At 75.6% G+C, this 22,585-nt stretch carries 23 protein-coding genes and 1 pseudogene; 7 read left to right on the plus strand and 17 right to left on the minus strand.

The genetic code is table 11. The annotated features are described in order from the left end of the window. Window positions 1–50: 50 nt before the first annotated feature. The 10 genes from IH54_RS0100870 to IH54_RS0100920 all read right to left on the minus strand — a co-directional run bounded on the left by IH54_RS0100870 (window position 51) and on the right by IH54_RS0100920 (window position 9,906). Window positions 51–1,022, minus strand: coding sequence for an alpha-ketoacid dehydrogenase subunit beta (locus tag IH54_RS0100870; RefSeq protein ID WP_031512101.1), 972 nt, complete (start codon window positions 1,020–1,022; stop codon window positions 51–53). Then, entirely contained in the window at window positions 1,022–1,996 is a 975-nt protein-coding gene (locus IH54_RS0100875) for a thiamine pyrophosphate-dependent dehydrogenase E1 component subunit alpha (RefSeq protein ID WP_031512102.1), read from the minus strand. The genes IH54_RS0100870 and IH54_RS0100875 overlap by 1 nt, the downstream gene beginning before the upstream one ends. Continuing rightward, the gene (locus IH54_RS0100880; RefSeq protein ID WP_078861817.1) at window positions 1,989–2,957 is read right to left on the minus strand and encodes a phytanoyl-CoA dioxygenase family protein; all 969 of its coding nucleotides are present in this window, start codon (window positions 2,955–2,957) and stop codon (window positions 1,989–1,991) included. Before IH54_RS0100880 ends, IH54_RS0100875 begins: the two co-directional genes overlap by 8 nt. Then, a complete protein-coding gene (hppD, locus tag IH54_RS0100885; RefSeq protein ID WP_031512105.1) occupies window positions 2,957–4,057 on the minus strand; it encodes a 4-hydroxyphenylpyruvate dioxygenase in 1,101 nt (366 codons plus the stop codon). Before hppD ends, IH54_RS0100880 begins: the two co-directional genes overlap by 1 nt. 70 nt (window positions 4,058–4,127) lie before the next feature. Further along, window positions 4,128–5,408 (minus strand): beta-ketoacyl-[acyl-carrier-protein] synthase family protein, encoded by a 1,281-nt coding sequence (locus IH54_RS0100890; RefSeq protein WP_234343301.1) that lies wholly within the window; start codon window positions 5,406–5,408, stop codon window positions 4,128–4,130. After that, window positions 5,405–6,352: a beta-ketoacyl synthase chain length factor gene (locus tag IH54_RS46485; RefSeq protein WP_234343302.1), complete on the minus strand. Its 948-nt coding sequence runs from the start codon at window positions 6,350–6,352 to the stop codon at window positions 5,405–5,407. Before IH54_RS46485 ends, IH54_RS0100890 begins: the two co-directional genes overlap by 4 nt. Next, window positions 6,349–7,503 (minus strand): beta-ketoacyl synthase N-terminal-like domain-containing protein, encoded by a 1,155-nt coding sequence (locus IH54_RS0100900; RefSeq protein ID WP_234343303.1) that lies wholly within the window; start codon window positions 7,501–7,503, stop codon window positions 6,349–6,351. The genes IH54_RS46485 and IH54_RS0100900 overlap by 4 nt, the downstream gene beginning before the upstream one ends. After that, window positions 7,496–8,035, minus strand: coding sequence for a hypothetical protein (locus IH54_RS42355; RefSeq protein WP_063762139.1), 540 nt, complete (start codon window positions 8,033–8,035; stop codon window positions 7,496–7,498). The genes IH54_RS0100900 and IH54_RS42355 overlap by 8 nt, the downstream gene beginning before the upstream one ends. An 8-nt stretch (window positions 8,036–8,043) precedes the next feature. Continuing rightward, window positions 8,044–8,313 (minus strand): acyl carrier protein, encoded by a 270-nt coding sequence (locus IH54_RS0100915; RefSeq protein WP_031512113.1) that lies wholly within the window; start codon window positions 8,311–8,313, stop codon window positions 8,044–8,046. A gap of 114 nt (window positions 8,314–8,427) precedes the next feature. Further along, complete coding sequence (locus IH54_RS0100920; RefSeq protein WP_078861818.1) at window positions 8,428–9,906, minus strand: class I adenylate-forming enzyme family protein; 1,479 nt, start codon at window positions 9,904–9,906, stop codon at window positions 8,428–8,430. A 721-nt stretch (window positions 9,907–10,627) separates the two neighbouring features. Here IH54_RS0100920 and IH54_RS42680 point away from each other — a divergent pair. The 5 genes from IH54_RS42680 to IH54_RS0100945 all read left to right on the plus strand — a co-directional run bounded on the left by IH54_RS42680 (window position 10,628) and on the right by IH54_RS0100945 (window position 15,910). Then, entirely contained in the window at window positions 10,628–11,896 is a 1,269-nt protein-coding gene (locus tag IH54_RS42680) for a methyltransferase domain-containing protein (protein ID WP_199923310.1), read from the plus strand. After that, window positions 11,896–13,089 carry a glycosyltransferase gene (locus IH54_RS0100930; protein ID WP_031512117.1) on the plus strand — a complete coding sequence of 398 codons (1,194 nt, stop codon included), beginning with the start codon at window positions 11,896–11,898 and terminating at the stop codon, window positions 13,087–13,089. Before IH54_RS42680 ends, IH54_RS0100930 begins: the two co-directional genes overlap by 1 nt. After that, entirely contained in the window at window positions 13,086–13,850 is a 765-nt protein-coding gene (locus IH54_RS0100935) for an ABC transporter permease (protein ID WP_031512118.1), read from the plus strand. The genes IH54_RS0100930 and IH54_RS0100935 overlap by 4 nt, the downstream gene beginning before the upstream one ends. Before the next feature lie 74 nt (window positions 13,851–13,924). Further along, the gene (locus tag IH54_RS0100940; protein ID WP_031512119.1) at window positions 13,925–14,881 is read left to right on the plus strand and encodes a daunorubicin resistance protein DrrA family ABC transporter ATP-binding protein; all 957 of its coding nucleotides are present in this window, start codon (window positions 13,925–13,927) and stop codon (window positions 14,879–14,881) included. Window positions 14,882–14,884: 3 nt separating this feature from the next. After that, on the plus strand, window positions 14,885–15,910 hold the full coding sequence (locus IH54_RS0100945; protein WP_420711691.1) for an NAD-dependent epimerase/dehydratase family protein: 1,026 nt from the start codon (window positions 14,885–14,887) through the stop codon (window positions 15,908–15,910). Window positions 15,911–16,005: 95 nt separating this feature from the next. On the opposite strand, the gene IH54_RS0100950 is transcribed toward IH54_RS0100945, so the two are convergent. The 3 genes from IH54_RS0100950 to IH54_RS0100960 form a co-directional block, all read right to left on the minus strand. Further along, complete coding sequence (locus IH54_RS0100950; protein ID WP_031512122.1) at window positions 16,006–16,749, minus strand: PIG-L deacetylase family protein; 744 nt, start codon at window positions 16,747–16,749, stop codon at window positions 16,006–16,008. Beyond that, window positions 16,746–17,051, minus strand: a complete 306-nt coding sequence (locus tag IH54_RS0100955) for a hypothetical protein (RefSeq protein WP_052396917.1) — start codon at window positions 17,049–17,051, stop codon at window positions 16,746–16,748. The genes IH54_RS0100950 and IH54_RS0100955 overlap by 4 nt, the downstream gene beginning before the upstream one ends. 115 nt (window positions 17,052–17,166) lie before the next feature. Continuing rightward, window positions 17,167–17,754 carry a TetR/AcrR family transcriptional regulator gene (locus IH54_RS0100960; protein ID WP_031512125.1) on the minus strand — a complete coding sequence of 196 codons (588 nt, stop codon included), beginning with the start codon at window positions 17,752–17,754 and terminating at the stop codon, window positions 17,167–17,169. A gap of 69 nt (window positions 17,755–17,823) precedes the next feature. On the opposite strand from IH54_RS0100960, the gene IH54_RS0100965 reads away from it, so the two are divergent. Further along, window positions 17,824–18,300, plus strand: coding sequence for a nuclear transport factor 2 family protein (locus tag IH54_RS0100965; RefSeq protein WP_199923311.1), 477 nt, complete (start codon window positions 17,824–17,826; stop codon window positions 18,298–18,300). Between the two features lie 142 nt (window positions 18,301–18,442). Beyond that, the gene (locus tag IH54_RS46490; protein ID WP_199923312.1) at window positions 18,443–19,651 is read left to right on the plus strand and encodes an MFS transporter; all 1,209 of its coding nucleotides are present in this window, start codon (window positions 18,443–18,445) and stop codon (window positions 19,649–19,651) included. Window positions 19,652–19,660: 9 nt separating this feature from the next. Here the strand turns inward: IH54_RS46490 and IH54_RS46495 are convergent. The 4 genes and pseudogenes from IH54_RS46495 to IH54_RS0100990 all read right to left on the minus strand — a co-directional run. Beyond that, a pseudogene (locus tag IH54_RS46495) lies at window positions 19,661–20,407 on the minus strand (helix-turn-helix domain-containing protein); the annotation flags it as partial. 285 nt (window positions 20,408–20,692) lie between these two features. Next, on the minus strand, window positions 20,693–21,145 hold the full coding sequence (locus IH54_RS42690) for a hypothetical protein (RefSeq protein ID WP_078861820.1): 453 nt from the start codon (window positions 21,143–21,145) through the stop codon (window positions 20,693–20,695). A 159-nt stretch (window positions 21,146–21,304) separates the two neighbouring features. Continuing rightward, the gene (locus IH54_RS0100985) at window positions 21,305–21,712 is read right to left on the minus strand and encodes a hypothetical protein (RefSeq protein ID WP_031512132.1); all 408 of its coding nucleotides are present in this window, start codon (window positions 21,710–21,712) and stop codon (window positions 21,305–21,307) included. Window positions 21,713–21,762: 50 nt separating this feature from the next. Then, a complete protein-coding gene (locus IH54_RS0100990) occupies window positions 21,763–22,575 on the minus strand; it encodes a class I SAM-dependent methyltransferase (RefSeq protein WP_031512133.1) in 813 nt (270 codons plus the stop codon). Between the last annotated feature and the right edge of the window lie 10 nt (window positions 22,576–22,585).

Below are 22,585 nucleotides of genomic sequence, written 5' to 3' on the forward strand. Positions count from 1 at the left end.
CGTCGTCATGTCGTCATACGGCTGTGCGGGCACGCCCGCTGGGGTGGCGCTCATCCGCCGCTCACCGCCTTCTCGACCGCCGTGCGCAGCTGCGCACGGGTCGGCTGGCACGCCAGGTCCAGCTCGCGGGCGAAGGGCAGCACTGCGCCGTCCGGGCGGGTGACCCGGCGGGGCGGGGCCGTCAGGCGCATCTCCTCGGCCGCGGTCGCGACGATCTCCGCGCCGATGCCGCACGAGCGGTTGGAGTCGTCCACGACGACCAGCCGCCCCGTCCGCTCCAGCGACGCCGCGAGGCCCGCCCAGTCGAAGGGGTGCAGGGTGCGCGGGTCGAAGACCTCCACCGACACCGTCCCGGCCAGCTCCTCGGCGACCGCGAGCGCGTCGTGCACCAGGTGCCCCACCGCCACGACGGTGACGTCCGTGCCCGCGCGGTGCACCCGCCCGGAGCCGAGCGGCACGGGCGCGAGCGCGCCGAAGTCGGTGTCCTCGCGCACCCCCAGCGCGGCGGACGGCGCGAAGACGACGACCGGGTCGTCGTCCCGGATCGCCGTCACCAGCAGCCCGTACGCGTCCGCGGGCGTGGCCGGCACCGCCGTCTTCACCCCGACGTGCGCGAAGAGGCTGTAGGGGTGGTCGGAGTGCTGGCCAGCCCAGCTGTCGCGGGAGCCGGAGCCCGGCAGCAGGTACGTCACCGGCACCCGGGTCTGGCCACCCGTCATGAGGGAGAACTTGTGCGCCTGGTTGGCGATCTGCTCGAAGGCGAGGAAGAGCAGCGCCGGGATCTGGAATTCGACGATCGGCCGCATCCCCGCCATCGCCGCCCCGGTCGCGAAGCCCGTGAAGGCCTGTTCGGAGATGGGCGTGTCCAGCACTCGGTCGCGCCCGAAGCGCCGCAGCAGGCCCGCGGTCACGTTGGTGACGGCCACTCCGACGTCCTCGCCGAGCACGACGACGGCGGGGTCCCGCTCCATCTCGTCGCCGATCGCCCGGTTGAGTGCCTTGAGGTAGGAGAGCCTGGGCATCACAGCGCCCCCGCCCTGGGCCGCAGCCCGGTCGCGTACAGATGGTCCAGCGCGGTCGCCGGATCGGGGTGCGGCGCGTCGAGCGCGTACCGCACGGCGGCGTCCAGCAGCTCCGCGGTCTCGGCGTCGGCCGCGGCGCGTACGGCCGCGGGCAGCCGCGCGCCCTGGATCTCCAGCGGGTCGCGGGCCCGGCCGGCCGCGGCCTCCTCCTCGGTGCGGTAGCGGGGGCGGGCGGTGTGCTCCCACGTGTGGTGGGCGTCGAAGCGGTAGGTCGTGCACTCCAGCAGCGCCGGGCCCGCGCCGGAGCGGGCCCGCGCGACGGCTTCGGCGGTGGCGTCCCTTACGGCCTCGGCGTCCATGCCGTCCACGGTGGCCGCGGGGATGCCGAAGGCCGCCGCGCGGCCGGTCACGGTGCCGGCCATGGTGTCGGCGGGGCGCATCGAGGTGGCGAAGCCGTTGTTCTCGCAGACCAGCACGAGCGGCACCCGCCACAGCGCCGCCAGGTTGCACGCCTCCAGCACCACGCCCTGGCTGACGGCCCCGTCGCCGAAGTAGCTGAGCACCACCCGGTCCGAGCCGCGCTGCCGCAGCGCCCAGGCCGCGCCCGCCGCGATCGGCACCGCCGCGCCGACGATGGCGTTCGCGCCGAGCACGCCCGCCGCGAAGTCCGCGGCGTGCATCGAGCCGCCCCGGCCCCGGTTGAGCCCGGTGGCGCGGCCCGCGAGCTCGGCCATCATGCGGGCCGGGTCCGCGCCCTTGGCCAGCACGTGGCCGTGGCCGCGGTGGGTGCTGGTGATCAGGTCGTCGGGGCGCAGCGCCGCGCACGTCCCGGCCGCGACCGCCTCCTGCCCGGTGCAGGGGTGGATACCGCCGCGGACGACGCCGGTGCGCACCAGCTCCACCGCCCGCTGCTCGAAGCCGCGGATCAGCGCCATCGTCCGGTAGAGGCCCCCGGCCCGGTCCGCGTCAGCCATGCGCCCCCGGCCCTTCCGCGCGCCACAGCACCGGGCAGTACGCGGGGTCGGCGTAGTCGGGGCGGCCGTCCGGCAGCCGCCGCACCAGCACGTCGTGGTTGTAGGAGGCCTCGCCGCCGCCCGCGAGCGGGAAGTGGCGGTATTCGTTGCCGCCGTCCTGGAGGTGGAAGGAGATCGCGCGGCGCGGCCGGGAACTGCGGTTGGGGCCGCTGCCGTGGTAGGTCATGCAGTGGTGGAAGCTCATGTGGCCCTTGGGGATGACCAGCGGCACCCTGCGGATCTCGGCCCCGTTGTGGGCGGCGTTGGCGGCGAGCACCGCGTCCAGCTGGTCGCGGTCGCGGTCCGCGAAATGCCGGGTCATCGAGTCCTCGCGGCCGGTCTCCTTCCACCGGTGGCTGCCGTCGACGACGGTGAGGGTGCCCATCTCCTCGTCGCAGTCGTGGAAGGGGATGAAGGCGGTGAGCATCCGCTCCGAGGTGGACGTGGACCAGTAGTGCTTGTCCATGTGCCAGGGCACGATGTTGCTGGGCTCGCCCGCGACCGGCGGCTTGAGGATGAGCGTCGACTGGAAGACCCGGATCTCGGCGGCCCCCGCGAGCCGGGCGGCGACCGCGCCGATCAGCGGCTTGCGCAGGATGCGCGCGATCGGGTCGCTCTCGACGTGCACGTAGTCGTTGTGCCGCTGCACCGGCCCGTCCGACGGCTGCCAGGCCGCGAGCCGCGGCGGGCGGACCGGCAGCGTACGGCTGCGCTCGCCCGCGTAGTAGCGCTCGCTTGCCGCCAGCAGCTCGTCGACCTCGGCGTCGTCGAGCAGCTTCTTCGTCAGGTACCAGCCGTGCTCGGCGTAGAAGGCCACCTCGTCGTCGTCCGGCAGCAGCGCGGCCTCCGCCTCGGTGAGGGCGTAGGCCCCTGCGGGCGCGGGAGCCGGAACGGGGGGCGTACGGTCCTGGTCGACGGTCATCACAGGCCTGCCTTCGTGGTCGCGCGGACGGCGGCGAGCTCGCGCTCCTTCGCCTCGTAGAGGGCCGGGATGTTGCTGGTCCCGAAGGTGCGGGCGCCGTGCCGCTCGATCAGCTCCCAGAAGTACGTGCGGCGCACGTGCATCGACCGGGCGAAGATCTGGTACATCTGCCCCCAGTGGTCGCGGTCGACGAGGATGCCGCGCGGCCGCAGCCGGTCCACCGGCAGGTCGACGGCCCCGAGCCGGCCGCCGAGCGAGCTGTAGTAGCTCGCCGGGGTCGGTGCGAAGCCGACGCCCCGCCCGCCGAGCGCGTCCACGGCCTCGACGATGTCGTCGGTGCTCAGCGCCAGGTGCTGCACGCCGGGGCCGCCGTGCCAGGCCAGGAAGTCGTCGATCTGGCCCGGCGTGCGGCTCAGGTCCGGCTGGATGAGCGTCAGTGTCGCGTTGCCGCCGGGGCTCTGCACCACCTGCGAGAACATGCCCTGGCCGCCGACCTCGATGTACTCCTCGAAGATCAGGTCGAAGCCGAACGCGGCCCGGTAGAAGGCGGTGGTGGCCTCCAGCGTGCCCGCCTCCAGGCACACCGCGGCGTGGTCGATCGTACGGAGCAGTTCCGGCCCGTCCGGCGGCGCGGGGACCGTGTCGGCGGACGCGGTGACGATCGCCCCGGGCAGGAAGTCGCCCGCCGAGCCGTGCCGTTCGACCAGGCGGTGCACCACGTCGCCGAAGCCGGAGACGGTCGCGGTGCGCACCGACGCGTCCGGGCCCTCGTACGTGCGCGGCGGTTCGACCGGGGTCGCGCCGCCCGCCACGGCCGCGGCGAAGGCGGCCCCGGCGTCGCGGGTGCCGAAGGCGACCACGGCCACCCCGTCGCCGTGCCGCGCGACGTAGTCGACCGCAGGGTGATCGGGGCGCAGGCCCGAGGTCAGCAGCACCCGGCAGTCCCCCTGGCCGAGCAGCAGGCTGCGCTGGTCCGGCAGGCCCGTCTCGGGGCCGCCGTGCCCGTGCACCCGGAAGCCGAAGGCCGAGCACAGGACGAACGCCGCCTGGCGCGCGTCGCCCACGTAGAACTCGACATGGTCGATGCCGAGGTAGTCCATTGCCGCTCCTAGGTCGATGACATGCGGTGCGGGCGCGGGGGCGGTGCCGCGAGGCGCCCCCCGGCGCCGTTCAGACGGTGCGGGCGAGCCGGGTGCCCGGCGGGCCGAGGACGAGGCTGACGTTGTGGCCGCCGAACCCGAAGGAGTTCGACATCACGTGGCCGATCCCCGGGGCCGGGCGCGGGCCCTTGCGGACGTGGTCGAGATCGCACTCCGGGTCCGGGTCGTCCAGGTTGTGCGTCGGCGGCAGCACGCCGCGGCGCAGCGCGAGCACCGAGACCGCCGCCTCGACCACGCCCGAGGCGCCGAGCATGTGCCCGGTGACCGCCTTGGTGGCGCTGACCGGCGGGCAGCCCTCGGCGCCGAACACCCGGCGGATCGCAAGGGCTTCGGCGCGGTCGCCGATCTTCGTGCTCGTGCCGTGCGCGTTGACGTAGCCGATGTCGCCGGGCGCCAGACCTGCGTCGGCGAGGGCGCGGCGCATGCACGCGGTGGCGCCCTCGCCTTCCGGGTGCGGGGTGGTGGGGTGGTGGGCGTCGTTGGTGGCGCCCCAGCCGGCCACGCCCGCGTAGCCCGCCGCGCCGCGCGCGTCGGCGTGCGCCGCGCGCTCCAGGACCAGCACCCCGGCGCCCTCGCCGAGTACCAGGCCGTTGCGGCGGCGGTCGAAGGGGCGGCTCGCCCCCGCCGGGTCGGCGGCCCAACCGCGGGCCAGGGCACGGGCGTTGGAGAACGTGTCGGCGAGCGTCGGGAAGAGCGGCGCCTCGCTGCACCCGCACACCACGATGTCCGCCTCGCCCGCGCGCAGCAGCCGCAGCCCTTCGCCGACGGACTGTGCGCCCGCCGCGCAGGCCGTCCCGATCGACGAGCTGTAGCCGCGGATGCCGTGCCGGATCGCGACCCGGGCGGCGCCCATGTTCGGCAGCATCCCCGGCAGCAGATACGGGCTGACGCCCAGCCGGCCGCGCTGCGTCCGCGTCACGACCTGCGCCTCCAGGGTGGCGAGGCCCCCGGTGCCGGACAGGATCACCCCGATGCGGTAGGGGTCGACGTCCCGGCCGACCTCTACGTGCGCGTCCGCCAGCGCGTCAGCCGCCGCCCGCAGCGCCATCACGATGTAGCGGTCCACCACCCGGGTCTCCGGCGCGGGCAGCACGGACGCCGGGTCGACCGGCGGGCCGAACGCGGCGACGTCCACACTGCCCTCCAGCAGGCTCCCGGCGGGCGGCCGCACCAGCCCCGAACGCCCCTCGCACATCGCCGCCGTGACCTCGGCAGCGGTCGTGCCCACCGGCGTGACCATGCCCATCCCGGTCACGACGACCTCGCCGTCCACACCTCGCGCACCCGTCACGGGGTATCCCCTCCACTCAGCAGTACGGCCGCGGCGCGGTCCCGCGCCCCGGCGGTCGCCGCCTGCTCCACCCGGATCAGCAGCACCTCGTCCGCGTCCCCGTCCTCGACGAGCAGCGCGGCCACCTCGACGCCCGCGGTGGCGCCGGCGACGCACACGACGGGCCCGAAGAGCCCCCAGCGGGCGGCCACATGGCCGGCCACGGCGTTCGGCACGGCCTGGAAGAACGCCAGCGGTCCCACCGCGCCCCCGCCGTCGACCGCCTCCGCGACCCGTACGGCCCCCTCCAGATCGCCCAGCGCGCTGACGACGACCACCCCCGTTGCCGCCGCCGGCCCGCCGGCCCGCCGCTCCAGGCACCGCCGTGCGACCTCCGCGGCGAGCGGGCTGAACGACGACCCGACGAACCCGGGCAGCAGGGGGACCTCCCGGTCCTCCACGCCCTCCGGCCACTGCCCCGCGGCCAGCACGCGCAGCCCGTTGCGCCGCGCGAGGGAGGCGAGCCGGCCGCGGAGCCCAGTTGCGGGCAACTCGGCAGCGGGCGGCGGCGGTTCGACGGCAGGGCATGCGGAGGAGTCGACGGCCGGCTCCTGCCGCGCGGACTCCGCACCGCCCCGGGGGCTCCCCGGCGCGTGCCGCTCGCCGCCCGGCCGCGGCGCGGGGGCGGGCCGTGCGTGCGGGGTCGCGGTGGCCTGCGGGTCGGTGGCCCGGGGTCGTTGGCGGGGGTCGGTGGTGGGGGAGTCGGGCGCCGGGCTTCCGGCGGGTGGCGCCTCGGCCTCGGGCCCTTCCGCGCAGCGGGTGGCGTCGGGGAGCGCGAGGCCGCCGGGGGTGTCGGGGTCGTCGGGCAGGGTGGCCGTCCGGGGGCGGCGGTTCTGGGCCACCGGAGTGCCGGTCAGGGGGGCGGGGCGCGCGGGGCGTGCCGCGTCGCGGGCCGTGGACGTCATGCGGCGGCCACCAGGAGTGCGGTGTTCGCGCCGCCGAACGCCGTCGTCAGGCTCAGCGCGTACGGGGACGTGGCCGGGGCCGGGGTGTCGAGGACCAGGCCGAGGCGGCATTCGGGGTCGGGGCCGAGCCAGCCCGCGTTGACCGGCAGCCGGCCCGCCGCCAACGCCGAGACGGTGACGACCAGTTCGAGCAGCGCGCCCGCCTCCAGGGCCTGGCCGTGCACGGATTTGGTGGAGCTGACCGGCAGCGTTTCTGCCGCCGGGCCGAACACCCGGTGCAGCGCCGCCGCTTCGGCCGTGTCGCCCGCGGGCGAGCCGGAGCCGTGCGCGTTGACGTAACCGATCCGCTCCGGCGCGAGGGCCGCCCGGCGCAGCGCGGCGGTGATCGCGCGGGCCAGGCCGGCGCCGTCCGGGCGGGGGCGGACGACGTGGTGGGCGTCCCCCGCGCGCCCCCAGCCCGCCAGCCGCGCCAGCGGCCGCGCTCCGCGCCCGCGCGCCGCGACGGCGGACTCGACCACCACCGCGGCCACCGCGTCGCCGAGCAGCAGCCCGCTGCGCCCCGCGCTGAAGGGTCGCACCCGCCCGTCGCGGGCGAGCGCCCGGCCCGCGTCGAAAACGGCGAACTGGTCTGCGTCGACGAGGTATCCGGCCGCCACCACGATCCGCTCCGCCCGCCCGCGGGCGACGAGCGCGGCGGCGTCCGCGACGGCGGTGCTCGACGCCACGCAGGCCGAGGTGTACGCGCGCGCCGCGCCGGACAGCCCCGCCCGCCGGGCGACGCCCTCGGCGAAGCGGCCCGCGCCGTGCGCCGCCCGCTCGCCCGCGGGCACCCGCGGCAGCGCCGGGTCGCCGTGCACGGCGAGGTGCAGCGGGCAGCGGGCGCGCAGCGCGGCCGACAGCCCGGCCTGCTCGCACGCGAGCCCGATCATCCGCGGCAACTCGTCGGTGAGCACGGGCGATCCGGGGTGCACGGCGGCGTGCCCGGCCCGCCGCCCGCCGACGCCGAAGCGCCCCACGGGCGCGAAACCCGGCCGCCCGGCGAGCACGGCGCCCATGAGCGGCTCCGTCCCGACCCCGAACGCGCTGAGCACCCCGGCCCCGGTGAGGACGACCTCCCCCGGCCCGCGCCGCACCTCCCCGCCCTCAGCCACGCGTTCCGCCGCTCCCGGCCGCGGCGCTGCCCGCCGCGGCGGCACCCGGGCCGGTCCCGTCACCCGCCGCGCGTGCCTCCGAGCCGCCCGGGCCCCTTCCGGGACCGGCGGCAGCGTCTGCCGCGTCCGCCGGTCCGCCCGGTCCCGCAACGGGGCCGTCCGCTCCCGGTCCTCCGGCCGCGGGGCCCGTCGTCCCGGAGCCGCCCGTCCCGGAGCCGCCCGGACCCGTACCTCCACCTGCGGCGCCACCTGCCGGGCCGCCTCGCTCCGCACCGCCGGACAGGCCCGCCAGGGCGGCGAGTTCGTGCAGCACCGTCGTGACCGTCGTCATGCGGACCAGGGAGGAGTCCGGGACCGTTGCGCCGTACCGGGATTCGAGCTGGTGGACCAGCCAGGCCAGCTCCATCGAGTCGACGCTCTCCGGGACCTCCTCCGGCGGGCGGTCGCCGAAGGCAGCGAGGATCGCGAGGATCTCGGCGCGGCCGGGTGTGTCCGGGGGCGGCGGCAGCTGCGACGGCGAGGGCTGCGGCACGGGCGCGCTCACTGGCCCGCGGCGGGGGCGGTCGCGATACGGGCGGCCAGCGCCGCGCCGAACTCGCCGAGCGTCATCGTGCCGAGCTGCTCGGCCTCGTCCTCCTCGAAGACGACGCCGAAGCGTTCCTCCGCACGGATGCCGAGTTCGGCCAGGGCGAGCGACTCCAGGTCGACGCCGGCCGGGCCGAGCGGGGTGTCGTCGTCGACGTCGTCGACGCTGTAGTTCATCTCGCTCAGCGCTTCGAGCACGAACGCGCGGATCTCATCGGTGGACATCGCGGGGGCTCCCTCTCCGGTGGCTTCCAAAGTGGCTTCCGGTGGCTTGCGTCGGGGCGGTGGCAGTGGTGTCGGGGGTGGCGGGGCCGGCGTCGGGGGCGACAGGGCGGCCGGTCACCCGGCGGGCGGCCGGTCCGGCGGCGGGGCGGGGGTGGCGGTGGCGGCCGCGCGCAGCACCGCGAGGTCGCGTACGAGCTTTCCGGTGGCGGTGCGCGGCAGCTCGTCGACGACGTGCAGCAGCCGCGGCCGCTTGTACGGGGCGAGCCGCTCGGCCAGCCCCGCCTCGACGCGTGCCCGCGCGTCGGGCGCGTGCAGCACCGCGTACGCCTCGACCGACGAGCCGAACACCACGACCGCGGCGGAGACGTCAGGGAGTTCGGCCAATGTGTGCTCGACCTCGGTGAGGTCGACCTTGAGGCCGCCGACCGACACCTGCGAGTCCAGCCGGCCGAGCACACGGACCCGCCCGGTGCCGGGGTCGACGCTGCCGCCGTCACGGGTGTGCAGCCAGCCGTCCGACCAGCGGGCCGGGTCGTCGAAGCCGATGTAGGGCGACCGCTCGGTGGCGATCAGCAGCTCGCCGCCCGCCTCCCGTACGGCGATGCCCGGCGCGGGCGTGACCTCCGGGCGGTGCTCGCCGAAGAGGTCGGTGGCGATGACGCCGACCTCGGTCATCCCGTACATGCTGCCGAGCCGGACGCCGTAGCGGTCGGTGAAGGCCTCGTGCACGCGGGCCCGCACCAGCTCGCCGCCGGTGGTCATACCGGTGAGCTGCGGCAGCCGCGGCGGCTGCGCGACCCAGCTGAGCAGCTCGATGTGGAAGGGGACGCCCAGCAGGGTGGTCGGCTCGGGCCCGGCGGCGACGGTGGCGAGGATGCCCTCGGCGCCCGCCCGCGCGGGGAAGGCGAGCCGCACCCCGGCGGCCAGGCTGTGCAGCAGGCCGCCGACGAGGCCGAGGACATGGACCATGGAGGCCATCGAGACGATGCGCTCGCCGGCCCGCGGCACCCCGTCGATCCGCGCATAGCGGCCGATCTCGGCGACGAGGTCCGCTGCCGTCCGGCCGATGATCTTCGCCGGTCCGGTGGAGCCCGAACTGAGCTGCACCAGTGCGTGCGGCGTGCGGGTCGGCAGGCCGCCGGGCCGCGGGCGGGCCACCGGGTGCTGGTCGTGGTAGCCGCGTGCGGGCCCCGGCCCGACGGGCTCGGCGGTGACCACGACCTGGGCGGCCAGCCGCTCCAGCGCGCGCCCGGTCTCGTACGGCGTGAGGCGGTGGTCGAGCAGCGCGACCTGCGCCCCGCTGCGCCAGCCCGCGAGCAGGTCGGCGACCAGCGCGAGCGAGGGCGCCAGGCTCAGCGCGGCGGTGCCGCCGGCCCGCAGCCCGGCGGCGGCGAGTTCGGCCTGCCGCTCCCGGACCAGGCGGCGCAGCTCGTTCCGGGTGACGGGCGCGTCGAAGACCAGGCAGGTGTCGGCGCCGGGGCCGGCGAGCAGGACGTCGTCCACCCATGAGCCGTCCCAGGAGCCGTCCCCGGCGAGGCCGCCGGCCTCCCGGCCCTCACGGCCTTCCCAGGGTGTCGTCGAGGCAGCCTTCATGAAGAACCCGGACCCCTTTCATGATTCCCGGTCTGGTGGTTTTCCGGCGCTCCGCCGCTCCCGTTTCCCGGAGCGCCTGCCGAATCCGGCCCGTGCGGACCGAACGCGCCGGGGCAATCGGAATGGTCCAGATCAATAGCGGACCGACCGAAATTCCCATGCCGAACTTTCAACTCAGAATTCCGTGCTGTCAAGCCCCGCTCCGTGCAGCGGCGACAAATTCCTCATCAATCTCTGGCGTATCGATCCGTCACACGCGACACAAATTTTCTCGTATTGACGATCCGCGACGCGCGCCGCTAACATGGCCGCTCATTGGCCAACTGCCGTGACCCGGCTGGAAGTTGGCAGCTCAGTACGGCACCGCCCTTTGCAGGTGATCCCCCAGCCGCCCCTCACGGCTCGGTGGTCTCATTTCCGCGGCCGCCTCCCGGCCTGCGCCTTCGCGTCCTCCTGCGCGCTTCGTACCGCACCGCCGTCCTGCACGATCCCCCACGTCCTGCTCCTGCGCTGCACCAACTCCGCTACTCGCGCTGCCCGCACTTCCTGCCCGCACTTCCGGGGCAACATTTGCACCGCGCCTGGTTTCCCCATTTACGTGTCCGCGCCCCGGCTGCCGCATCCCGCGGCACCCGCCGCCGGCCCGGTGCACGCTGCCCACGTCATTCCGCTTACCGCATTCCCGATTCCGCATGCTCTTTTTCCCGAGGATTGGCCGCCATTGGAACCTGGGACCGGCGCCGGCCTGAACACGGCCGTGGAGCGCTACTACGACATCACGCTCGATCTCTACGAGGACCTGTGGGGAGAACACGTCCACCACGGTTTCTGGGATCCGGGCGAAATACCCGGCGTCAATGGTGCCGACCGGCACGCCGCCACCGACCGGCTGGTGCGTGAACTGGTCGAATTCACCGGCGTCCCGCCCGGCTCGACCGTCCTGGACGTCGGCTGCGGCATCGGCGGCCCCGCGCTGCACCTCGCGGGAGCGATGGGCTGCACCGTCGAGGGCGTCACGCTGAGCGCCCGGCAGGCGGCCAGGGCCGGCGAGAAGGCGCAGGCCGCGGGCCTCGCCGGGCGCGCCCGCTTCCACCAGCTCGACGCGCTCTCCACCGGCTTCCCCGACGCGTCCTTCGACGTGGTCTGGGCGCTGGAGAGCCTGATGCACCTGCCCGACCGCCCGGCGTTCTTCGCCGAGGCGCTGCGCCTGCTGCGCCCCGGCGGCGTCCTCGCCGTGGCCACCTGGGCGGTGCGCGACGGCGAACTGGCCGAGGACGAGCGCGACCTCGTACGGCAGATCCTCCAGCACCAGGTCATGCCGCACTTCTCGTCACTGGAGGAGCACGAGCGGCTCGCCCGCGCGGCCGGCTTCGCGGAGGTCTCCGGGGTGGACTGGAGCAACGCGGTCGCCAACTCCTGGGATCCGTCCTTCGCGCAGATCGCCCGCTACGACAAGGGCCGCACCGAGATGCGCCGGCTGGCCCGCGAGCGCGGCGTGGACGTGCTCGGCTTCTTCCACGCGGGTCCGCTCATGACGAAGGGCTTCGAGACCGGCGTCATCACCTACGGCGCCCTGCGGGCCGTCAAACCGGGTCGCGCGGCGGACACGCCCGCACGGACCGGGAGCGCGGACACCGACAGGGACGCGGACGCGCTGGTACGGCCGGTCGCGGAGCTGCTGCGGCAGATCACCGGCGAGGACACCGCGTGGCTGGACGGCGTGACGCCCGCCAGCCGGGTGGACGCCGACCTGCTCGTCGAGAGCCAGGAACTCGCCGCCTGGAGCGCCGCGCTGCAGGCCCGCTACGGCGAGCGCGTCGACCTCGCGGGACATGTCGCCCGGCTCGGCATCGACGCGATCATCGCGCTCACCGCGGGCGACGTGGCCGCCTACGTCGCCGCCCACCGCGACCGCGGCGGCGACACCGAAGGCGACGGCGAGAGCGACCCGGAGGGCGAGGGCGGCACCGCACCCGCGGAGAGCGGCTGATGGGCCGCTACCTCTTCGTCTCGCTGCCGCTCACCGGGCATGCGCACCCGCTCGCCGCGGTGTCGAAGGAACTGGTCGCGCGCGGCCACGACGTGCTGTGGGCCGGCTCGGAGTCCTTCCTGCGGCCGGTGCTCGGGCCGGAAGCGGCGATCGCGCCCATCCCGCTGAGGGCGCACCGCGGGCAGGCCGACCGGGGCATGGCCGCGGCGAAGTCCCGCTGGGAGGGCTACATCGTCCCGCACGCCCGGGTGACGCTGCCGGGCATCGAGAAGGCCGTCGCCGCCTTCCGGCCCGACGTCCTCGCCGTCGACCAGCACGCGGTGGCCGGCGCGGTGGCCGCGCACCGCGCCGGGCTGCCGTGGGCGAGCCTCGCACCGACCACCATGGAGCTGACCCGGCCCTACCGGGCGCTGCCGGAGGTCGAGGCGTGGATCCACGCGCGGATGGCGGAGATCTGGACCGCCGCCGGGATGCCCGGCGAACCGCCGCACGACCTGCGCTTCTCCCCGCACCTGCTGGTGGCCTTCACCGGCGAGGCCCTGAACGGCCCACTGGACTGGCCGCACAACGCCCGCCTGGTCGGCCCCGCGCTCGCCGCCCGGCCCCCGGACACCGCCTTCCCGTGGAAGTGGCTGGACCCGGCGCGCCGTCATGTGCTGGTCACCGTGGGCACCCTGGCCCTCGACCTCGCCCAGGACTTCCACGCCCGGGTCGTCGAGGCGCTGCGCCCGATCGCCGGGAGCGTCCAGGCGATCGTGATCGCCCCGGAGGGCACGGTGCCCGCCGCCCCTGAGGCCGACGTCCTGGTACGGCCGCGGGCACCGGTGCTGGAGCTGATGCCGCGGCTGGACGCGGTCGTCAGCCACGGCGGCCTGAACACCGTCTGCGAGGCGCTCGCGCACGGCGTGCCGCTGGTGGTCGCGCCCATCAAGGGCGACCAGCCGCTCAACGCCGCCCGGGTCGCCGCGGTCGGCGCGGGCCGCCGGGTCAGATTCCCCAGCGTCCGCCCGCAGGAGCTGCGCGGCGCCCTGCTCGCCGTGCTCGACGACCCGTCCTATCGCGCGGCAGCCGGCCGCGTCCGCGACTCCTTCGCCGCCGCGGGCGGCGCCGCGGCCGCCGCCCGGCACCTCGAGACCCTCCTGGGCGCACCCTCCGAACCACGCTCCGCAGCAAGGGAGATGACGACGACGTGAAGACGCTCCGCGACACCTGGCTGGTCTTCCAGCGGCACATGCTGCTGCTGTCCCGGTCGCCGCTGTCCATCCTGCTCGGCGTGGCCCAGCCGGTCATCTACATGGCGCTGTTCGCACCGCTGCTCAAGCCCGCGCTGGCCTCCATGGGCGCCGACTCGATGACCGACGCCTACCGTATCTACGTGCCCGGCATGCTCGTCGCCCTCGCGCTCGGCGGCGGCCTCTACGTCGGCTTCGGCCTGCTCGCGGAGCTGGCGTCCGGCGTCGTCGAGCGGGCCCGGGTGACCCCGGTGAGCCGGGCGGCACTGCTGCTCGGCCGGGCGCTGCGCGACGTCGTGGTGCTGGTCGTCCAGGCGGCCGTCATCATCGTGCTGGCGATGCCGCTGGGCCTGTTCGTGCACGTCCCCGACCTGCTGCTGGCGTACGCGCTGCTCGCCCTCATCACGCTCACCAGCTCCGCGGTGTCGTACGGGATCGCGCTCAAGGTGACCGACCCCAATGCGCTGGGCCAGGTGGTCAACAACATCGCGCAGCCGCTCATGCTGCTGTCCGGCACCCTGCTGCCGCTCGCGCTCGCGCCGCTGTGGCTGCGCCGGATCTCGGACTGGAACCCCTTCAGCCGCGCGGTCATCGGCATGCGCGCGCTCTTCGCCGGGCACGCGGGCGACTCCTCGGTCTGGCAGAGCATCACGCTGCTCGCCGCGGTCGCGCTCCTCGCCCTCGCCTGGTCGGCCCGGCTGTTCGCCCGGTCCGTCCGCTGACCGCGCCGCCCTCCCTTCCCGCTCCTCCCGTGCCCCGCACGGAACACACCCCCGAGCACGACAAGGACGCCTCGATGATTGAGACCAGGGACCTGCGGAAATCCTTCCGCACCGGGCGGCGCCGCTCGTCCACGACCGTGGAGGCGGTCACCGGACTCGACCTGACCGTGGCCGCGGGGGAGATCTTCGGCTTCCTCGGCCCGAACGGCGCGGGCAAGACCACTACCCTGCGGATGCTCGCGACCCTGCTGCCCCCCGACGGCGGCGACGCCGTCGTCGCGGGCGCCGACCTGCGCACCGCGCCGGGCCAGGTGCGGCGCAGCATCGGCTACGTCGCCCAGGGCGGCGGCACCTGGGACGACGTCACCGCGCGCGAGGAACTCGTCCTCCAGGCACGGATGTTCGGCTCCTCCCGGGCCGAGGCACGCCAGCGGGCGGCCGAGGCGCTGGACGCCTTCGACCTGGCCGATTACGCCGACCGGCACTGCCGCACCTACTCGGGCGGCCAGCGGCGGCGGGTGGACATCGCGCTCGGCGTCGTCCACCGGCCCACGGTGCTCTTCCTGGACGAGCCGACCTCGGGCCTGGACCCGCAGAGCCGCGCGCACATGTGGGACGAGATCCGCCGGCTGCGCGCCGACGGCATGACGGTCTTCCTCACCACGCACTACCTGGACGAGGCCGACGCGCTGTGCGACCGGATCGCGATCATCGACGGCGGCCGCACCGTCGCCGAGGGCACCCCGGCCGAGCTGAAGCGGCAGATCGCCGGCGAGGTGGTAACCCTGGAGGTCGCCGACCACCCGGCGAAGGCCGCCGAGGTGCTGGCCGGCCTGGAGTGCGTGCGCTCCGCCGAGGTGCGCGAGGCGGGGGACCTGCGGCTGGCGGTGGACGCGGGCGAGACGGCGATGCCGCGGATCATGCGCGCGCTCGCCGACGTCGGGGTGGAACTGGCCACGATCGAGCTGCACCGCCCCACGCTCGACGACGTGTTCCTGACGAGGACCGGCCGCTCGCTGCGGGAGTCCTGACCGATGGAGCACACCGCGACCACGGGGGAGAAGCCGATGCGGCAGCCCGACGCGGACCGGCCCCGTACCCTTCGGCGGGCGGTGGTCACCGGCGGGGCCGGGTTCGTCGGCTCGCACCTGTGCGACCGGCTGCGGGCCGAGGGCGCCGAGGTCGTGTGCGTCGACAACCTGCTCACCGGCAGCACCGACAACCTGCGCGGCCTGGCGGACGACCCGGGCTTCACCCTGGAGGTCCGCGACGTCTGCGAGCCCTTCGACGTGGCCGGGCCGGTCGACCTGGTGGCGCACCTCGCCTCCCCGGCCTCCCCGCTGGACTACGCCCGGCACCCGCTGGAGACGCTCCGGGCCGGCTCCCACGGCACCGCCAACGCCCTGGACCTCGCCCACCGCAAGGGCGCCCGCTTCCTCCTCGCCTCCACCTCCGAGGTCTACGGCGACCCGCTCGTCCACCCGCAGCCGGAGAGCTACTGGGGCAACGTCAACCCGGTCGGCCCGCGCAGCCAGTACGACGAGGCCAAGCGCTACGCCGAGGCCCTCACCACCGCCTACCGCAGCACGCTCGGCGTGGACACCGTCATCGTGCGGCTCTTCAACACCTACGGCCCGCGGATGCGGCGCGGCGACGGCCGGGCGGTGCCCGCCTTCGTGACCCAGGCGCTCGCCGGGGAGCCGCTCACCGTCGCCGGGGACGGGTCGCAGACCCGCTCCCTGTGCTACGTCGACGACACCGTGGCGGGCCTGCTCGCCGCCGCGGCAGCCGATCACCCCGGCCCGGTCAACCTCGGCAACCCGGTCGAGCTGAGCATCCTCGACCTGGCCCGCCGTATCCGCGACCTGTGCGGTTCCGGCTCGCCGGTGGGCTTCGTACCGCGTCCGGTGGACGACCCGGGACTGCGCCGGCCCGACATCGCGCTGGCCCGCGCCGCGCTGGGCTGGCAGCCGGTGGTGGACGTCGACAAGGGCCTGGCGATGACCGTCGAGTGGTTCGCACGGCTCCTCGCCGAGCACGCGGCGGGCCCCCGGGCCTGAGCCCGGAGCCCCGCCGTACGGCCGCCGCCCGCCGGGAGCGGGCGGCGGCGCGGTTCACCCGTCGGGTGTGCCGGTGACCCGGAAGCGGCCGCCCGTCAGCGGGTGAAGAGTTCGAAGGCGACCGCGGGCCGCCCGCCGAACCGCGCGCTGTGGGTGCCCGTGCTGCCGGTGAGGAAGCGGCGGACGTACGTCTCGGGGTCCTCGCCGGTGAGCGCCTCGACGTACGTGCGGTGCCGCAGCAGCGACTGCACCGCGTACTCGAAACCGCGGTCGGCGGGGACCGCGTGGGTGGGGGAGGGCGAGCCGGCGACCGCCACCCACCGCGCCCCGTCCCAGGGCTCCAGACCCTGGTCGGCCAGCTCCGGGAAGATCCACCGGTTGCCCGCGTCGCCCGCCGCGTCCAGGGCCGCCTGCCCCACGGCGACGTGGTCGGGGGTGTTCCAGGTGCCCGGGCCCCACGTCCGGTGGTGGTTGAGCGTGACGACCAGTTCGGGCCGGTGGCGGCGCACGGCGGCCGTGATGTCGCGGCGCAGGGCCGGACCGTACTCGATCACACCGTCGCGGTGGTCGAGGAAGTCCACGTCCCGGACGCCGACGACCGCGGCCGCCGCCCGCTGCTCGGCCTCCCGGAGCCGCCGCGCCCGCTCCGGCGCCAGCGTGTCGATGCCCGCCTCGCCGCGGGTCGCCAGGACGTACACGACCTCACGCCCGTCGCGGGTCCACGAGGCGATCGCGGCCGAGCACCCGTACTCCAGGTCGTCCGGGTGCGCGACCACGGCGAGGGCGCGCTGCCAGCCGTCCGGCATCGGGAGCAGCGGGGGGAGGTCCGCGTCGGTCATGGCGCTGCCGCTGAGCCGAACCGGCCGGGCCGGCGGCTCCCGGCGGGTGTCCGGCCGCACGCGCCGACCCGGATGCGGGCGTTGACGGCGGCCGGCTGCGGGACAGGCGCCGCGAACTGCTCGGTGCCGTGGTGCTCGGCGGCCGCCGGGGCCGCGCGCGCGGCGTCGGTGAAGACCGCGGCCTCGCGCCACGCCCCCGCCAGGTCGGGCCGCAGCCGCGTCCCGCCCCCGTGCGGCAGGCCCGAGTCGCCGACGGCCGTGCCGCCGACCGCCGTGCCGGAGTGGTCGAGACGCGCTTCCATGGTGCGAACTCCTCATTCAGGTGCATTTCACACACTACCGACCGAGCCGGGACCCGGCTCGTGACACGGCGGCGTGCGGCACCGCGAATCCGGCGAGGGGCCCGGCCGGCCCCGCTCAGCCGGCCGCCGGGCGGGGGGCGACCGCGGCGCCGAGCAGCACCTCGGCCGCCGCGCGCGCCTGCCGGGCGGGGGCCGGGTCGCCGGTGATGCCGGCCATGACCATGGCGCCCTCCGCGAGCAGGCACACCGGCTCGGCCGGGATGCCGGCGGCGGCCGTCCAGGCCGCGACCTGCTCGTGGAACGCCCGCTTGTGCGACCGGACCTCGGCGAGCACCGGCCCGGAGGAGGATCCCAGCTCGCCGAAGGCGTTGATCCAGGCGCAGCCACGGAAACCGGGTTCCGCGAACCACTGCGCGAGCCAGTCGAAGACGGCGAGGACGCGTCCGCGCGGGTCGGCGGTGCGCTCGACGTGCGCGGCCAAGTTCGCGCGCCAGCGCGCGTCGCGGCGCCCGAGCATCGCCACGACCAGGTCCTCCTTGGTCGGGAAGAAGCGGTAGATCCGCTTGAGGGGCAGCCCGCAGGCCGCGCGGACCTGGTCCATGCCGACGGCCCTGAAACCCCGCTCGTAGAAGAGCTGTTCGGCCGCGTCGAGCAGCGCGTCGCGGTCCCGGCGGGACTGCTCCTCGGTGATCGGGGCGGGCATCCTTGCCTCCTTGACGTAGAGAACGGCCGTTCTCTACCTTAGTGCCCACGTAGAGAACGAGCGTTCTCCATGAAGGAGGCCACCGTGCCGGAAGACCGTCCGCCCTACCCGCCGTTCACGGCGGAGAGGGCCCGGCAGAAGGTGCAGGCGGCCGAGGACGCCTGGAACACCCGCGACCCGCAGCACGTGGCCCTCGCCTACACACCCGACTCCGTGTGGCGCAACCGCGACACCTTCGTCCACGGCCGGGAGGAGATCGTCGCCTTCCTCACCGCCAAGTGGCAGCGCGAGCAGGACTACGCCCTGCGCAAGAGCCTGTGGGGCTTCCGCGAGAACCGGATGGCCGTGCGCTTCCAGTACGAGTGGCACGACGCCCGCGGCCGCTGGTGGCGCTCCTACGGCAACGAGCTCTGGGAGTTCGACGAGCACGGCCTCATGCGCCGCCGTGAGGCCAGCATCAACGACCTCCCCATAGACCCCGCCGACCGCCGCATCTTCGGCCCCCGCCCCGCCGCGGAGCACGGCGCCGACCTGCCGGTGCTGTAGCCGGTCACGCCGCGGGCCGGACGTGACGGACGCCGGTCCACCCCTCCGGCACCCACCAGGCGGCCCGCGGGTCCGGCGTCCGCGTCATGGGGAGCGGCCGAACGGTCAAGCCGGGGACCGGCGGGGCCGGGAGACTGGGCCCATGATGTCTGAGGGTCGTACGACCGTTCCGGAAGCCGCTGTCGAGGCGGGCGGCAAGGTGGTGGTGTCCGGCACTGCCGGGGGAGAGGGCTCGTGGGCGCCGGTCATGGCGCTCACGCTGGGGATCGCGACGCTCGTCGGGAGCGAGTTCCTGCCCGCGAGCGTGCTGCCGGCCATGGCGTCGGACATCGGCGTCAGCGAGGGCACCGCCGGGCTGGCGGTCGCCGCGACGGCGGTCGCGGGCGCCCTGACGGCCCCGACCATCGGCGTGGCGCTGCCGCGCACGGACCGGCGGACGGTGCTGCTCTGGCTGCTCGCCCTGGCAGTGGTCTCCAACATGGTCGTGGCCCTGACCCCGAACTTCCCGCTGCTGCTGGTGGGACGGCTGGTGCTGGGCGCGGCGATAGCCGGCTTCTGGTCCTTCGCCCTCGGCGCGGGGATCCGGGCGATGCCCGGACGCGACCACGTGGTGTCCACCAGCCTCGCGCTCGGGGTGAGCGCGGCGACCATCGTCGGCGTGCCGCTGTCCTCGGTGCTGGGCGACGCGGTCGGCTGGCGGCCGGTGTTCTGGGCCGCCGCGGGCCTCAGCGTGCTGGCGCTCGCCGCGGTGGCGGCCACGCTGCCGCCGGTGCCCGCGCAGCCCGGTGCGGGGCTGGGCATGCTGCGCCGGGTGGTGGCAGGCCGCCGGCTGATGGCCGGGGTCGGCTGCATCGCGCTGGTGGCCTTCGGCAACTTCGCCGCCTACCCCTTCATCCGGCTCGCGATCGAGCGCGTCACCGACGGCGGGACGGTCTGGCTGCTGCTCGGCTGGGGCGTGGGCGGGCTCGCCGGCAACCTCGCGGCGGGCCTGCTCGCCGCCCGGCTGCGGCTCGCGGTGGTCGCCGCGCCCGCGCTGCTCGGCGCGAGCCTGCTGCTGCTGGTCGCGACGACGAACCCGGTGGTCGCGACGGCCGGCATCGTCGTCTGGGGCGTCGGCTTCAACATGGTGCCCGTCGCCACCCAGCTGTGGGTCACCCGCGCGGAGCCGCGCAGCGTCGAGTCAGCGCTGTCCTTGCAGGTGGCGGCCTTCCAGGTGGCCATCACCGCCGGTTCGGCCGTCGGCGGCGCCGTGGTCGACAGCAGCGGTGTCCGCGCGGCGATGCTGCTCGGCGCCCTCGTGGCGCTGGCGGGCAGCGCCGGATTCGCCTCGCTGCGCACCCCTGAGGTCTGAGCGCCACACCTGCGGCGGCGTTCCGTGGTAGGCGGAGAACGCCCGGCTGAACGCCGCCGCCGAGCCGTATCCCACAGCGAACGCGACCTGCTCCACCGGCCGGTCGGTCGTGGCCAGCAGCACGCGGGCGTGCCGCATCCGCACCTCCCGCAGCACCTGCGCGGGTGTACGGCCCAGCACCCGGCGGAAGCGCTCTCCGAGCGACGAGCGCGACAGGTGCGCGACCCGCGCCATCCCCTCCACCGTCCACGGCCGCCCGGGATGCGCGTCGAGTGCGGACATGAGCGCGACGATCTGCGGGTCCGGGCCCTGCCGGGCGCGCTCGTCCTCGTCGAGGGACTGCAGCATCGCGGCCTGGATGAGCCCGCCGTAACTCGCCGCGAAGAGCGACTGCCCGCACGCCGGGTCGAGCGGGCAGATGCGGACGAGCTCGGCGATGCCGCGGTGGCGTTCGGCGAACTCCCGCGCCACCAGCGGGCTCGGCAGCGGCGGCACCGCCAGCAGCCGGCCCACCGCCAGTTCGGCCCGGGTCAGCGCGGTGAGCCGGTAGGCGGTGCGGGCGTCCACATGGAAGGCGTCCCCCGCGTGCAGGGCCTCGGCCCCCGACCCGTCGCCCGCCAGCCGCACGTCACCGTCCAGGACCAGCACCCAGACCGCCCCGTCCACCCCGCGCAGCGCCTCCCCGGCGTCGAGCGGGTACTTGCGCACGCCCACCAGTTCCCACGTGGGCGTGCCGCGCCCCCCACTCGCTGTCATGCCCCCGCAACGACGCGATGCCCTTCGGGTATTCCGACGCCCCGGGGGCGCCTCGGCGGTGTCCCGCGCGACCTTGCGATGGGTGGGTGGCTCGTCGCGCCCCTGAATACGCTCGCCCTCGCCCGCAAGGCCGGCCCCCGCAGGGGGAAGCGTTCGCAGCGGCAAGAAGGCCGTCGGCGACGCGCGCAAGCACGGCAGGACCACCGTCCTCGGCCCCGCCACCCGCACCCTCACCGTGCTGCGCCCTGGGGGCGGGCACCGAACGGTGCCCGCCCCCCGCGCGGTTCAGTAGCGCCAGTGCGGCTTCCCGGACACCGTCTCGCACGTGATGTCCCGCCCGTTCGCGTCCGTCGTGGTCGCCCCGAGGTCCGCGTTGCGGCAGAACTGGCCCGCCTTGTAGCAGTTCCCCGCGTTGGAGCGGATGCTGCACAGGGTCTTCTTCGCCGGCGCCGTGGTGTGCCGGACCGCGGGTCTCGCGGTCGTTCTCTTCGGCGCGGCCGTCTTCTTCGGCGCGGGCGGCGTGGTTGTCGTCGCCGGTGGCGTGGTCGGCGACGGGGATATGGTCGCCGGTTCCGTCGTGGTGGTGGGCGCCGGTGCGGTGGTGATGGTGCTTGCCGTCGCGGTCGGCGTGAGCGTCGCCGCGGAACCGGCGTCCGTGGTCCCGGCGGGCCCGCACGCGGCGAGCGTGAAGGCGGCGAACCCGCCGATGACTGCGACAACTGTGCGAGTGATCTTCATGGCCGGAACAGTAGGGTCCGCCCGCCGCTGCCCGTGATGCGTTTCGTCCGGACTACGCAGCGCGCGCAGCCCCGACTGGACGAAGCGACCGGATTCGGCGTACCCGTACCGGAGGGCGGGTACCGGAGCGGCTCGTACCGGGACCTCCGGGACGCCGGTTCAGGACGGCTCCGCCGTCGGTTGCGTGCTGTGCGGGGGTGGGTCGGCGGGCACCGCGTAGCCCGGGACGGAGGGCCAGCGGACCGTCAGGACGACCGAGGCCTCCTCGGCCTCCCAGGAGTGGCCGACGCCGCGGCCCCAGACGACGTAGTCGCCCTGCTCGGCGAGGACGACGCTGCGGTGCGGGAAGTCGAGGCGGAAGCGGCCGCTGATCAGGACCAGGAGGGCGGTGCGCCGCTCGCCCTGGACCCACGCGGCGCGGGTGTCACCGGGCGGATGGACGCCCCACTTGATCTCCAGGTCCTGGCTGTGCCGCGGGTCGCCCTCGGGCTTGAAGTGGCCGAGGAGCCAGCCGCGGTCGAGGGCAGCGTCGTGGGCCGCGCGGCCGGTGTAGACGGTGTCGTTCACGCGGCCCGACGCTATCAAGGGCCCCCGCCGGGCCCGGGCGCCCCGCCGCCTCAGGCGAGGCCGTGGGCCAGCAGGGCGTGGTAGCGCAGCACGAGGCGCCCGTCCGGGCCCGCGTACTCCGGGACCAGTTCGTCGTACGCCGCCTTGATCCGGACCACCGTGCCGGGGCTCTGCCGGCTGACGGTCTGGCCGACAAGCCCCACCCCGGCCGCCGCGCCTCCCCACCATTCCTCCGCGCTCGCGAGGTGATCCCATGTCACCGGCGTGCAGGACACCTCGGCGAGCCCCGCGGCGGCCAGCAGCTCCGCGAAGCCCTCCTCCGTACGGGCGAAGTCCTCCGCCGGGTCGAGCCGCGGCTCCTCGGCCGCCTTCCGTGCCCCGGCCGCCTCCACGGCGCGGCCGAGCAGTTCGTGCCCCGCGCCCGCCGGGCTGCACCAGATCGTCGCGGCGACCCGCCCGCCGGGCCGTGCCGTCGCCCGCATGGACGCGACGGCCGCGGCGGGCCGACCGACGTGGTTGACCACGAAATTGGCAACCACCGCGTCGAAGCTGCCGGGCTCGAACGGCAGGTCGGGGAGCACGGCGAGCCGGAAGTCAGCCTCCGGTGCCGCCTGCCGGGCCAGCTCGATCATGCCCGGCTCGGCGTCGACGGCGGTCACCCGGGCACCGCGCGCGCCCGCCGCGGCCGCGACGGTGCCGGCCCCCGTGCCGACGTCGAGCAGCCGGACCCCGGGGCCCGCCCCGGCCGCGTCCAGCAGCGCCGGCGCGGTGTGCGCGCACAGCTTGGCGAAGCTGTCCCGGAAGGCCGCGGCCCTTCCCGACCAGATCTGCCGTTCCGCCTCGTCGAAGTCCCCCACGCCCACCCGGCCCCCT

The sequence above is a fragment of the Streptomyces sp. NRRL F-5123 genome (assembly GCF_000721495.1).
Taxonomy (GTDB): Bacteria; Actinomycetota; Actinomycetes; order Streptomycetales; family Streptomycetaceae; genus Actinacidiphila.